This window comes from Novilysobacter selenitireducens (genome assembly GCF_020026895.1).
In the GTDB taxonomy this organism is placed as follows: Bacteria; Pseudomonadota; Gammaproteobacteria; order Xanthomonadales; family Xanthomonadaceae; genus Lysobacter_C; species Lysobacter_C selenitireducens.
In genome coordinates this window covers 549,862-562,803 of the sequence record NZ_JAINZW010000002.1, presented here as the reverse complement: position 1 = coordinate 562,803, position 12,942 = coordinate 549,862, and the positions used below count along the sequence as shown (strand labels likewise).

Annotated in this window: 12 protein-coding genes; 7 read left to right on the top strand and 5 right to left on the bottom strand. The window is 68.0% G+C overall.

Translation table 11 applies throughout. From position 1 onward, the window contains the following. Window positions 1-11 precede the first annotated feature (11 nt). Window positions 12-1,160, top strand: a complete 1,149-nt coding sequence (gene moeB, locus K6753_RS06345) for a molybdopterin-synthase adenylyltransferase MoeB (RefSeq protein WP_223675433.1) — start codon at window positions 12-14, stop codon at window positions 1,158-1,160. A gap of 57 nt (window positions 1,161-1,217) precedes the next feature. Continuing rightward, on the top strand, window positions 1,218-2,207 hold the full coding sequence (locus K6753_RS06340) for a DUF2272 domain-containing protein (protein WP_223675431.1): 990 nt from the start codon (window positions 1,218-1,220) through the stop codon (window positions 2,205-2,207). Here the strand turns inward: K6753_RS06340 and K6753_RS06335 are convergent. Further along, window positions 2,204-3,004 (bottom strand): alpha/beta hydrolase, encoded by an 801-nt coding sequence (locus K6753_RS06335; protein ID WP_223675428.1) that lies wholly within the window; start codon window positions 3,002-3,004, stop codon window positions 2,204-2,206. The two genes, K6753_RS06340 and K6753_RS06335, sit on opposite strands and share 4 nt — an antisense overlap. Window positions 3,005-3,015: 11 nt before the next feature. Next, on the bottom strand, window positions 3,016-3,327 hold the full coding sequence (locus K6753_RS06330) for a DUF1244 domain-containing protein (RefSeq protein ID WP_223675425.1): 312 nt from the start codon (window positions 3,325-3,327) through the stop codon (window positions 3,016-3,018). 75 nt (window positions 3,328-3,402) lie between these two features. Between K6753_RS06330 and folD the strand changes: the two genes are divergently transcribed. The 4 genes from folD to tadA all read left to right on the top strand — a co-directional run bounded on the left by folD (window position 3,403) and on the right by tadA (window position 8,187). Next, window positions 3,403-4,293 carry a bifunctional methylenetetrahydrofolate dehydrogenase/methenyltetrahydrofolate cyclohydrolase FolD gene (folD, locus tag K6753_RS06325; RefSeq protein WP_223675423.1) on the top strand — a complete coding sequence of 297 codons (891 nt, stop codon included), beginning with the start codon at window positions 3,403-3,405 and terminating at the stop codon, window positions 4,291-4,293. Window positions 4,294-4,410: 117 nt separating this feature from the next. Further along, window positions 4,411-5,868 (top strand): IMP dehydrogenase, encoded by a 1,458-nt coding sequence (guaB, locus tag K6753_RS06320; RefSeq protein ID WP_223675421.1) that lies wholly within the window; start codon window positions 4,411-4,413, stop codon window positions 5,866-5,868. Window positions 5,869-6,018: 150 nt separating this feature from the next. Further along, on the top strand, window positions 6,019-7,584 hold the full coding sequence (gene guaA / locus K6753_RS06315; RefSeq protein WP_223675418.1) for a glutamine-hydrolyzing GMP synthase: 1,566 nt from the start codon (window positions 6,019-6,021) through the stop codon (window positions 7,582-7,584). 72 nt (window positions 7,585-7,656) lie between these two features. After that, window positions 7,657-8,187, top strand: a complete 531-nt coding sequence (gene tadA / locus K6753_RS06310) for a tRNA adenosine(34) deaminase TadA (protein ID WP_319936649.1) — start codon at window positions 7,657-7,659, stop codon at window positions 8,185-8,187. An 89-nt stretch (window positions 8,188-8,276) separates the two neighbouring features. On the opposite strand, the gene K6753_RS06305 is transcribed toward tadA, so the two are convergent. Continuing rightward, complete coding sequence (locus K6753_RS06305; protein ID WP_223675414.1) at window positions 8,277-8,756, bottom strand: DUF2721 domain-containing protein; 480 nt, start codon at window positions 8,754-8,756, stop codon at window positions 8,277-8,279. Window positions 8,757-8,823: 67 nt separating this feature from the next. Between K6753_RS06305 and orn the strand changes: the two genes are divergently transcribed. Further along, window positions 8,824-9,396, top strand: a complete 573-nt coding sequence (orn, locus tag K6753_RS06300) for an oligoribonuclease (RefSeq protein ID WP_223675411.1) — start codon at window positions 8,824-8,826, stop codon at window positions 9,394-9,396. A 9-nt stretch (window positions 9,397-9,405) separates the two neighbouring features. On the opposite strand, the gene K6753_RS06295 is transcribed toward orn, so the two are convergent. Together K6753_RS06295 and ppsA are read right to left on the bottom strand one after the other, a co-directional pair. Further along, window positions 9,406-10,380, bottom strand: coding sequence for a mechanosensitive ion channel family protein (locus K6753_RS06295; RefSeq protein WP_223675409.1), 975 nt, complete (start codon window positions 10,378-10,380; stop codon window positions 9,406-9,408). A gap of 118 nt (window positions 10,381-10,498) precedes the next feature. After that, window positions 10,499-12,877: a phosphoenolpyruvate synthase gene (ppsA, locus tag K6753_RS06290; RefSeq protein ID WP_223675406.1), complete on the bottom strand. Its 2,379-nt coding sequence runs from the start codon at window positions 12,875-12,877 to the stop codon at window positions 10,499-10,501. Window positions 12,878-12,942: the final 65 nt, after the last annotated feature.

The window sequence follows — 12,942 nt, the reverse complement described above, 5'->3', positions numbered from 1 at the left end:
ATAATCACGCCATGGACTTTCCCACGCCCCCAGGCGCCATCGAGCGTATCAGCCCGACCGAGGCCCGCCAGCGCCAGGCGCGAGGCGTCCTGCTGATCGACGTGCGCGAGCACCACGAGCGCATGCTCGGTTTTGCCGCGGGCGCGGCCGGCGTCGCCCGCGGCGACCTCGAGGCGAACCCGGCCGCTGCGGTGCCGCGGCAATCGACCCCCGTGATGTTGATCTGCCAGGTCGGGGGTCGCTCGCTCAAGGCCGCCGAGGCGCTCGCATCGGCCGGTTACACCGACGTGGCAACGGTCGAAGGCGGCACCGAACGCTGGATGGCGGAGGGGCTGCCGGTCGAGCGCCCGGAAGGCGAGGGCGACTTCTACGAGCGCTACTCGCGCCACCTGCGCCTGCCCGAGGTCGGCGAGGCGGGCCAGCGCCGGTTGCGGGCGGCCCGTGTGGCGATGGTCGGCGCGGGCGGGCTTGGGTCGCCGGCCGCCTATTACCTGGCCGCAGCCGGCATCGGTACGATCGTGCTGGCCGATGACGACGTCGTGGACCGCAGCAACCTGCAGCGCCAGATCCTGCACAGCGATGCGCGCGTTGGCATGCCGAAGGTGGAATCGGCGCGCATCGCCCTGGCGGCCCTGAACCCGACGGTCGGCATCGAGCCCTTCGGCGAGCGCATCGGTTCCGACAACGTCGAACGGCTGATCGCCGACGCCGACGTAGTCATCGACGGCGCCGACAACTTCCCTGCGCGCTACCTGCTCAACGATGCTTGCGTGAAGCTGGGCAAGCCGCTGGTCTACGGCGCGGTCCACCGGTTCGAGGGCCAGGTCAGCGTGTTCGACGCCGGCCGCCATCGGGGCGACGCGCCCTGCTACCGCTGTCTTTTCCCCGAGCCGCCGCCACCGGAGGCCGCGCCCAACTGTGCCGAAGCAGGCGTGCTCGGAGTGCTGCCCGGTGTGATCGGCCTGCTGCAGGCGACCGAGGCAATCAAGCTGATCCTGGGGCTGGGCGAGCCGCTCCGCGGGCGCCTGCTCCATTTCGACGCCCTGGCCATGCGGTTCCGCGAAACCCGGCTGGGCGCGGATCCCCAGTGTCCGGTGTGCACACCCGGTACACCGTTCCCCGGTTATATCGACTACGCGCGGTTCTGCGCCGGCCCCTGACGCCCCGCGTCCATCGGCCTGCAGGCCACTCCCGGCGGGCGATGTGAGGATCAGGCGATGCGACGAGCAGCGTTGTGGGGCATTTCGGCAGCGCTGGCGATCATCGCCGTGTGGCCGACGGGGGCAGAGGCCCGCTGCATCTCGACCGACCCCGGCGGGGCCCGTGACCTCCCGTCCCGGATCGCCGCTGTTGCCTGCCGCGAGCACGCGCTCTGGTACCAGCCCTTCATCGATGCCGAAGGCCGCCTGGTCAGTACCGCGGTCTACGAGGCCGAGGACACGCGCCTCAGTGATCGCGTTACGCCCGCGTGGCTGCGAGTGGTCGACTACTGGCAGGGCAGTGGGTTGATGGGCGCGATGGCCTTCGCGCCGGGTGCCACCACTTGCGCCTACGCGCGCCGGGGCGGCGGGCCAGTACCCGGCTGCAGGACTTTCATCGTGGACAAGCCCTGGTCGGCTGCGTTCATGTCCTACGTAATGACGCAGTCTGGCGTCCCGGGTTTCCGGGCATCGCCCGCGCACGTCGATTACGTCCGCGATGCCTACCAGCGGCCCGACTCGAGTCCGTATACCGCGGAGGACCCACGCACGGGTCGGCCGGCGAAAGGCGACCTGCTCTGTTACGTCCGGGGCAACGGGGCTGGCGTGGACAGCCATCCAGCCCTCGCGGCGTGGTTCAACCGCAACCCGGGCGCTGAACTGGCCATGCACTGCGACGTCGTAGTTGACGCCGTCAGCGATGGGCATGCCTATCTGGTCGGAGGCAACGTGCTGCAGTCCGTGACCATGCGCATCCTGCCGCTCAACCGCGGTGGTCAGTTCTGGGGCCTGCCACAGGGCGATACTGCCAACTGCTCCCCGGTGAACCCGCAGGCGTGCAACTTCAATCGCCAGCAGTGGGTGTCCCTGCTCAAGCTGAAACCGGGCCTGCCGATGCGTGCCATGCCGTCGATGACACCGCAGGCGCCACCGCAGCAGGCCTGCTGCGTGCACTGCGTCGTCGGCTCGGGCGTGCCGCGGTGCGCGACGCCGGCGACCGGTGACTAGCGCGCCCTCGCGTCGCGCCGCATGAGCGCCTGCAGCGCCGCGCCGTAGGCGGGATCGGCATCCACGGTGTTGTGGCCGGCACCGGCCAGCGTCACCACGGTCGTGGATGCGCGGGGCAGGGCGTCGATCAATCGACGGGTGCTGTGGGCAGGCACGACCTCATCGTGTTCGGCGCGCACGACCTGCACCTCGCCCTCGAACCGGGCCAGTGGGCGCGCGGAATCGAACCGGTCCTGGATCAACCAGTCCACCGGCAGCCACGGGTAGTGGTGGCGGGCCACCGTCACCATGCTGTCGAACGGTGTCACCAGCGCCAGGCGCTCGACCGGGCGCCGAGAAGCGACGTGCGCCGCGACGCCGCTCCCCAGGCTGCGGCCGATGATGTCGACCGATTGGTGGCGGTCCGCGGCGTGGTCGAAGAACGCCAGCGCGTCTTGCTTGAGTGCGGCCTCCGAAGGTGTACCTTCGCTGGCGCCGTACCCGCGGTAGGCCGGAAGGTAGACGGTGTGGCCCGGGAACCAGTGCGAGAACGTCGCCCGGTGCTGCTGCACGGCCTCCGCATTGCCGCCGAAGTACACCAGGCCATGCGTGCGACCCGGATTGACCACCCAGGCCCGTAGCCGCACGTCGTCGACGACCAGCGTCAGGTCGGTACCGGTGGCCGACGTGCGGGTGAGCCCGGGGAAATACATCAGGTCGCGCTGGCGCACCCCGACCAGTACGCACACAGCTACATAGCCCATGGCGAGCAGCGCCATAGTCCACAACAGCGTGCGTGGCCACGTCAGGCGTGCCATGGCGGATCGATTCAATCGGAGTGCGAGCGCTTCGCCGCCTCGAATGCCGCCAGCTGCTCCGGTGTCGCCTCGCGCTGGTGCGTGGCCTTCCACTGTGCGAAAGGCTCGCCGTAGACAGCCTCCCGCGCTTCATCCCGCGTCATGGTGATGCCGCGGGCCTCGGCCGCCTCGCGGTACCAATCGGCCAGGCAGTTGCGGCAGAAGCCGGCCAGGATCATCAGGTCGATGTTCTGCACGTCCGGACGGGCCTCCAGCAAGTGCTGGCGCAGGCGCCTGAAGACAGCGGCTTCGATGGCAGTGGTTTCGTGGTCGTGGTCGGTCATGTCCGGTCTCCGGAAAGGGCGGTGTCTATCAGCGATAATGCGCGGCTCCGCTCCAACGCGCACCCGTATCCCCGAATGACCGAAACCAGCACGTCCACCCAGTCGGGCAAGGCCCGCATCCTCGACGGCAAGCGTATCGCCGAGGACCTGCTCGACAACCTCAAGGCGCAGGTCGATGCACGCCTTGCCGCCGGCAAATCCGCGCCTGGCCTGGCGGTGGTGCTGGTGGGCAACGATCCGGCCTCGGCCGTGTACGTGCGCAACAAGCGGCGTGCCGCCCAGAAGGTCGGCATCCGCGCGATCGACCACGACCTGCCGGCCGACACCAGCGACGAGGAGCTGCTCGCACTGATCGACCGCCTGAATGCGGACCCTGAGGTCCACGGCATCCTGGTGCAGCTGCCGCTGCCCGATCGCCGCGACGCCACCGCGTTGATCCACCGCATCGACCCGCGCAAGGACGTGGACGGCTTCCATCCCGAGAACGTCGGCCACCTGGCGCTGCGCCAGTTCGGCCTGCGCCCGTGCACGCCGCGCGGGATCACGACGCTTCTGGGCTACACCGACCGTCCGGTCCGGGGGCAGAGCGCCACCATCGTCGGCGTGTCCAACCACGTCGGCCGGCCGATGGCGCTGGAGCTGCTGATCGCGGGCTGCACCACCACCTGCTGCCACAAGTTCACGCCGCCAGACGTGCTGGAGGCGGCCGTGCGCGGCGCCGAAATCCTGGTGGTGGCGGTTGGCCGGCCGCAGCTGATCCCGGGTGAATGGGTGAAGCCAGGTGCCGTCGTTATCGACGTGGGCATCAACCGGCTGGACGACGGCCGTCTGGTGGGCGACGTGGGCTACGCGGCGGCCGCCGAGCGGGCCAGCTGGATCACACCGGTGCCGGGCGGGGTGGGGCCGATGACGGTCGCGACCCTCATGCAGAACACTCTGGAAGCGGCCGAAGCGGCGGACGCCTAGGCACGACGGCGAGTGCCATCCCGGCCCGCTGCGCCACCCATTCCCGGCCGAATCCGCGCCTGCATGGCTGGCCGGGAACGCGGTACAATGGCGCGCTTCATCCCCCCGGGCCGCCCCATGCTGCGCATCCAGGCTGAAGCGCTGACCTACGACGACGTATCGCTCGTCCCCGCGCATTCCACCGTCCTGCCCAAGGACGTATCGCTCGAAACCCGCGTCACCCGCGACCTCACCATCCGACTGCCGATCCTTTCGGCCGCGATGGACACCGTGAGCGAGGCGCGTCTGGCCATCGCACTCGCCCAGCTCGGTGGCCTGAGCATCATCCACAAGAACATGAGCCTGGAGCAGCAGGCCGCGCATGTCGCGCAGGTCAAGAAGTTCGAGGCTGGCGTGATCAAGGAGCCGTTTACGGTCGGCCCCGAGACCACCATCGCCGAAGTGCTCAAGCTCACCCGCGCGCGCAACATCTCGGGCGTGCCGGTGGTGGACGGCGGCCAGCTGGTCGGCATCGTCACCAGCCGCGACATGCGCTTCGAGAAGAAACTCGACGATCCCGTCCGCCACATCATGACCAAGCGCGATCGCCTGGTGACGGTGAAGGAAGGCGCCAGCGACGAGGAAGTTGTCCAGCTGCTGCACAAGCACCGCATCGAAAAGGTGCTGGTGGTCAACGACGGCTTCGAGCTGCGCGGCCTGATCACCGTCAAGGACATCCAGAAGAAGTCCGACAATCCCAACGCCGCGTACGACAGCAGCGAGCGCCTGCTGGTTGGTGCGGCCGTCGGCGTCGGCGGTGACACCGAGGCGCGCATCGAGGCGCTGGCCGCGGCCGGGGTGGACGTGGTGGTGGTCGACACCGCGCACGGTCACTCGCAGGGCGTGCTGGACCGGGTGAAGTGGGTCAAGACACGCTTCCCGCAGCTGCAGGTGATCGGCGGCAACATCGTTACCGGCGATGCCGCGCTGGCCCTGATGGACCACGGCGCCGACGCGGTGAAGGTGGGCGTCGGCCCCGGCTCGATCTGCACCACGCGCGTCGTCGCTGGCGTCGGCGTGCCGCAGGTCACCGCGGTGGCGATGGTCGCCGAGGCGCTGCAGGACCGCATCCCGCTGATCGCCGATGGCGGCATCCGCTATTCGGGCGACATCGGCAAGGCGCTGGTCGCGGGCGCCTCAACGGTGATGGTCGGCGGCCTGTTCGCCGGCACCGAGGAAGCCCCGGGCGAGGTCGAGCTGTTCCAGGGCCGCAGCTACAAGAGCTACCGCGGCATGGGCAGCCTAGGCGCGATGGAGCAGGGCTCCAAGGACCGCTACTTCCAGGATGCGTCCGACGCCGACAAGCTGGTGCCGGAGGGCATCGAAGGCCGCGTGCCGTACCGCGGCCCGCTGCGCAACGTCGTCCACCAGCTCGCCGGCGGCCTGCGCGCCACCATGGGCTACGTGGGCTGTGCGTCGATCGAGGACATGCGCAAGAAGCCCAGCTTCGTACGCATCACCGGCGCCGGCTCGCGAGAGAGCCATGTGCACGACGTGCAGATCACCAAGGAACCGCCGAACTACCGGGCGGGTTGAGTCGCTTTCACCGCCATCATTTCCACGAAGGCGGGAACCCCGCGACCTGGTTCTTCCAAGGTGACGGCGCAGGCGGCAAAGCGCAAAGCCACTGGATTCCCGCCTTCGCGGGAATGACTGCCAATAACAGAAATCCGGGCCTCTTGCTCCATGACCGACATCCATTCCGACAAGATCCTCATCCTCGATTTCGGCGCGCAGTACACCCAGCTGATCGCGCGCCGGGTGCGCGAGATCGGGGTCTACTGCGAGATCTGGGCATGGGACCACGACCCGTCCGAGATCGCGGCCTACGGCGCCAAGGGCATCATCCTGTCGGGTGGACCCGAGTCGACCACCCTCGAAGGCGCGCCACGCGCGCCGCAGGAAGTGTTCGACAGCGGCCTGCCGATCCTGGGCATCTGCTACGGCATGCAGACGCTGGCCGCGCAGCTGGGCGGCTCGACCGAGGCCGCTGACGCGCGTGAGTTCGGCCACGCCGAAGTCGAGCTGGTCGCGCATGACGCGCTGCTGGGCGGCCTGAGCGACCACGGCGGCGAGCCGCGCCTGAACGTCTGGATGAGCCACGGCGACCACGTCGCGACCGCGCCACCGGGCTTCACCATCACTGCAAAGACCGACCGCATCCCCGTCGCCGCGATGGCCAACGAGGACAAGCGCTGGTACGGCGTCCAGTTCCACCCCGAGGTCACGCACACCCTGCAGGGGCAGACGCTGCTGCGTCGCTTCGTGACCGAGATCTGCGGCTGCCAGACGCTGTGGACGGCCGCGCACATCATCGAGGACCAGATCGCCCGCGTGCGCGAGCAGGTGGGCGATGACGAGGTCATCCTGGGCCTGTCCGGCGGAGTCGATTCGTCCGTCGTGGCCGCGCTGCTGCACAAGGCCATCGGCGACCAGCTCACCTGTGTGTTCGTCGACACCGGCCTGCTGCGCTGGAAGGAAGGCGACCAGGTGATGGCGATGTTCGCCGAGCACATGGGCGTGCGGGTCATCCGCGTCGATGCCGCCGACCGCTACTTCAACGCGCTGGAAGGCGTCAGCGATCCCGAAGCCAAGCGCAAGATCATCGGCAACCTCTTCGTCGAGATCTTCGACGAGGAGGCCGGCAAGCTGCGCAACGCCAAGTGGCTGGCGCAGGGCACCATCTACCCGGACGTGATCGAGTCCGCCGGCAGCAAGACCGGCAAGGCCCACGTCATCAAGAGCCACCACAACGTCGGCGGCCTGCCCGAGCACATGAAGATGGGCCTGGTGGAGCCCTTGCGCGAACTGTTCAAGGACGAAGTCCGCCGGCTGGGCGTCGAACTGGGCCTGCCCGAGTCCATGGTCTACCGCCATCCGTTTCCGGGCCCGGGCCTTGGCGTGCGCATCCTGGGCGAGGTCAAGCGCGAATACGCCGAGCTGCTGGCGAAGGCCGACAACATCTTCATCGAGGAGTTGCGCCGCGCCGGGCTGTACGACAAGACGAGCCAGGCGTTCGCGGTGTTCCTGCCGGTGCGTTCGGTCGGCGTGGTGGGCGACGCGCGCGCTTACGAGTGGGTCATTGCGTTGCGGGCGGTCGAGACCATCGACTTCATGACCGCGCACTGGGCGCACCTGCCGTACGACTTCTTGGGGCGCGTTTCGAACCGTATTATCAATGAGTTGCGCGGTGTTTCTCGCGTCGTTTATGACATCAGCGGGAAGCCGCCTGCCACGATCGAGTGGGAGTAGGGTTTGGCCACGGATGACACGGATGTACGCGGATAGAGCGTTTTCGCACCGTTCCCTTGTCCGTGCATATCCGTGTGCACCTGTGGCGACACTGCCTTGAGTATCCAACTGCCCGACGACGAACACTGGATGCGCCACGCGCTCTCGCTGGCGGACCGGGCCGAGCGCGAGGACGACGAGATCCCGGTCGGTGCCGTGCTGGTGGCGGCCGGCGGCGAGGTCATCGGTGAGGGTTGGAACCGCAACATCACCGAACGCGATCCGACCGCGCATGCGGAGATCGTCGCCATGCGCCAGGCCGGTCTTCGGCTCGGCAACCACCGTTTGTTGGGCAGCACGCTCTACATCACCCTCGAGCCGTGCGCGATGTGCGCCATGGCGATGGTCCACGCGCGGATTGCCCGTGTCGTTTTCGGCGCTTATGACCCCAAGACCGGCGCCGCCGGCAGCGTGTTCGACCTGCTGGCCGACCCGCGCCATAACCACCGCGTCGAGGTGACCGGCGGCGTGCTCGGTGAAGAGGCCGGGGGCAAGCTCACGGCGTACTTCCGCCGCAAGCGCGGGAAGCCGGTAGCGGGGCAGGGCGGCGGTAGACCTGAGTAGGTACTCGGACCTGTAGAAGCGGCTTCAGCAGCGATCATTGCGGGCACGAACGCACCCCACGTAGGCGGCTGAAGCCGCTCCTGGCACGCTTACTCCACGTCGCCCCGGCGCTTCGCCCGCGCCCGGCCGTGGGCATGGTCCATCTCCTCGTTCAACGCCGACACCGCCATCGCCGACTCGCGCGACAGGTTGATGCTGGCAGCGAACATCGCCAGGACGCCGAGCACCGCGAGGATCGTGGGCAGGCTGCCCAACCGGTAGTTGAGGAATGCGTCGATCGCCACCGAGAGGCTGGTGCCGACGAAGAAGCTGATCGCCGCGTACAAGAGCTGGCTGCCCCGCAGCACCAGGTTGGAACGGCGGCGCTGCACGTTGATCAACCGATCCATCCGCTCGACCTGTGCGGCATCCAGGTCGCCTTCGTCCAGCTCGCGCAGAAGGCCGCGCAGCCGGTCAACGACGCGCGCCAGGCGGTTGTTGGCCGACATCAACAGCGATGCAGTGGCGGTCAGGAAGAACGCCGGTGCCAGCATTGCCGTCAGGATGGCGTAGTGCGTGTTCTGGAACATCCACTGCCTACTCTTTTGCTACGGGGGCTCGGCTATCATGCCGCGACACGGACACGGCGGGGAGCCCATGGCGGCGAAGAATGGAAACGACCACAGGTTGATCTGGATCGACCTGGAGATGACCGGGCTGGACACGGTCAACGACTCGATCCTCGAGATCGCCACCGTGGTGACCGACGCCGACCTCAACGTGCTGGCCGAAGGCCCCGAGCTGGCGATCCGCCACTCGCTGCAGCGGCTCGAGGCCATGGACGAGTGGAACCGCAACCAGCATCGCAAGTCCGGGCTGTGGAACCGGGTGCTGGAAGAAGGCGTCGCAATGGACGAGGCCGAAGCCCGTACGCTCGCCTTCCTCAACGACTGGGTGCCCGCCAACGCCTCGCCGATGTGCGGTAACTCCATCTGCCAGGACCGGCGCTTCATGCATCGCGAAATGCCGGAGCTTGAGCGGTACTTCCACTACCGCAACCTCGACGTCAGCACGATCAAGGAACTGGCCCGCCGCTGGGCGCCGGACGTCATGGCCGGTGTCGGCAAGGAGGCCAAGCACACCGCGCTCAGCGACGTGCACGACTCCATCGCCGAGTTGCGCCACTACCGCTACTTCATGGGGCGGCTGAGCGGCCTGCCCCAGGAGTAGGGCAGGGGGTTACTGCGGGTCGGCCTTGGGCTGGTGGGCGGGGTCGTCGACGCCGATCTGAGGTGCGTCCGAAGCAGCCTGCACGGTGGCGTCGCTGACCAGCCGGTACTGGCCGGACGCAGCCGCGTCGGCCGCGACGTGGTGGTACATGTGCACGTCGCGTTGCGGAAACGGGATGCTCACGCCCGCTTCGTCGAACGCCTTCTTGATCCGCTCGGTCAATTCGCACTTGGTGACGAAGAAGTCGGCGTTCGCGACGTGGCACCGAATGCCGAGGTTCACGCTGTTGTCGGCCAGGGCATAGACCAGTACGTCGGGTGCGGGCTCAGACAGCACGCGCTCGTCTTCCTGCATCAGCTTCAGCGCCACGCCGCGTGCCGCATCGATATCGTCGCTGTAGCCGATGCCGATGACCAGCTCGATGCGTCGCATCACGTCCGGCGTCAGGTTGATGATGGAGTCGGTGGTGATCAGGCTGTTGGGCAGCACGATGGTCTGGTTGTCGGCGCCACGCAGCACGGTCTGGAAGATGCTGACCGATTCGACCTTGCCGGTTTCTCCCGCGATCGTGACGATGTGGCCGACCCGGAACGGCTTGAGCGACACCAGCATCACGCCCGAAGCGATGTTGGACAGCGAATCCTTCAATGCCAGGCCGATCGCTAGGCCAGCCGCGCCGAGCACCGCGATCATCGACGTCATCGGCACGCCGACGACCTGCAGCGCCGCCAGCACCAGCACCACCAGCAGGGCGATGTAGGCCACTTTGCGCAGGAACAGCACGGCGGTGGGCTCGACATCGGCGCGGGTCAAGGCGCGCTCGGCGATGCCCGCAATCCACTTGGCGATGCGCAATCCGATCGCGAACAGGACGAGGGCGCCCAGCACGCGTAGTCCGATCGAGGCGGCCATTGCCGTCCAGCCGGCCTCCTGGGCCGAGTTCCACCATGCCTGCACGTACCACCTCCCGGTCGAATCGAACACTGTGAAATCGATGGCCCTGGTTCGGGGCCTGCAAACGCAACGCCCCGCGGAGAGCGGGGCGTCGGTTTTGCGCGCAGCGTAGCGCCGCGCGCGTTATCGCGATGTCATCCGGCGCCTGTCAGGCCGACTTGCTCTTGGCCTTGGCCAGTCGCAACCACGTGTCGACCACGGTATCGGGATTGAGCGACACCGACTCGATGCCTTGCTCCATCAGCCATTCGGCCAGGTCCGGATGGTCGCTGGGGCCCTGGCCGCAGATGCCGACGTACTTGCCCTTGGCGCGCGCGGTCTGGATCGCCATAGAGAGCAGCTTCTTGACCGCGGCGTCGCGCTCGTCGAAGAGATGTGCGACGAGTGCCGAGTCGCGGTCCAGGCCGAGCGTCAGCTGGGTGAGGTCGTTGGAGCCGATCGAGAAGCCGTCGAAGATCTCCAGGAACTCCTCGGCCAGCAGCGCGTTGGAGGGCAGCTCGCACATCATGATGATCTTCAGGCCGTCCTTGCCCTGCTCCAGGCCGTTGGCACGCAGCACCTCGACCACCTTGCGGCCCTCGTCCAGCGTGCGGACGAACGGGATCATCACCCAGCAGTTGGTGAGACCCATCTGCTGGCGAACCTTGAGCACCGCGCGGCACTCCAGCGCGAACGCCTCGGTGAAGCTCGGGTCGACATAGCGGCTGGCACCGCGGAAGCCGATCATCGGGTTCTCTTCGTGCGGCTCGTAACGCGCGCCGCCGATAAGGTTGGCGTACTCGTTGGACTTGAAGTCCGACAGGCGCACGATCACCGGATTGGGCGCGAATGACGCCGTGATCGTCGCGATGCCCTCGGCCAGGCGGTCGACGTAGAAATCAACCGGGTCGCCGTAGCCGACGATGCGCTCGTCGATCTTCTGCTTCGTGGCCGCATCCTGGCTGGCGTACTCCAACAGCGCCTTGGGATGGATGCCGATGTGGCTGGCGATGATCATTTCCAGCCGCGCCAAACCGACGCCGGCGTTGGGCAGCATCGCGAAGTCGAACGCGCGCTCGGGGTTGGCGACGTTCATCATCACCTTGAGCGGCGCCTCGGGCATCTGCTCCAGGTCGGCGACGTGGCGCTCGAAGGGCAGGGCGCCGTCGTAGATGAAACCGGTGTCGCCCTCGGCGCAGCTCACGGTCACCGTCTGGCCATCCTTGATGGTGTCCAGCGCGTTGCCGGTGCCGACCACGGCCGGCACGCCCAGCTCGCGCGCGATGATCGCGGCGTGGCAGGTGCGGCCGCCGCGGTTGGTGACGATCGCGGCCGAACGCTTCATTACCGGCTCCCAGTCGGGATCGGTCATCTCGGCGACCAGCACGTCGCCGGGCTGCACGCGGCTCATGTCGTCGAGGCTGCGCACCACGCGCGCGACGCCGGTGCCGATGCGCTGGCCGATTGCGCGGCCCTCGCAGACCACCGGGCCACGCTCGCCCAGCTGGAAGCGCTCCATCTGGGTGGCCTTGCCGCGCGACTTCACCGTTTCCGGGCGCGCCTGGACGATGAAGAGCTTGCCGCTGACGCCATCCTTCGCCCACTCCACGTCCATCGGACGGCCGTAGTGCTTTTCGATGGTGATCGCCTGGCGCGCCAGCTCGTGCACGTCCTCGTCGCTGATCGAGAATGCATTGCGCAGCTCGGCGGGCGTGTCCTCGGTGCGCACGCGCTCACCCGGTACGTCGGAATAGACCATGCGCAGCTGCTTGGCGCCGATGGAGCGGCGCAGGATCGCCGGCTTGCCCTGCGCGAGCGTCGGCTTGTAGACGTAGAACTCGTCCGGGTTGACCGCACCCTGCACGACCATCTCGCCCAGGCCATAGCTGCCGGTGATGAACACCACGTCGCGGAAGCCCGACTCGGTGTCGAGGGTGAACAGCACGCCGGATGCGCCGACGTCCGAGCGCACCATCAACTGCACCCCGGCCGACAGGAACACGTCCTCGTGCTTGAAGCCGTGGTGCACGCGGTAGGCGATCGCGCGGTCGTTGTAGAGACTGGCGAAGACTTCCTTGACCTTGTGGACGACGTCGTCCTCGCCGGTGACGTTGAGGAAGGTCTCCTGCTGGCCGGCGAAGGATGCGTCCGGCAGGTCTTCGGCGGTCGCCGACGACCGCACGGCCACTGCGACGTCACCGCCGCCGTTCTCGCCACACAGCTGCCGGTAGGCGGCGCGGATGTCCGAGTCCAGCGCCGGCTGCAGCGGGGCGTCGATCACCCAGCCGCGGATCTCCTTGCCGGCGGCCGTCAGTGCCGGCACGTCCTCGACGTCCAGCGTGGCCAGCCGGTCGAAGATGCGCTGGTGCAGGTCGTTGTGGGCGATGAAGTCCTTGAACGCCTCGGCGGTGGTGGCGAAGCCGCCCGGCACCGAGACGCCCAGCCCGGCCAGGTGGCCGATCATCTCGCCGAGCGAGGAGTTCTTGCCGCCCACGCGGGCCAGGTCGTTGAGGCGCAGCGCGTGCAGCCAGAGGATGTTCTCGTTCAAGGCGTTCGATCTCCCGGGTGTTCGGGGCGAGGGCAGGGGTGGAATTGGCAGGCGCCGGCGGTGGG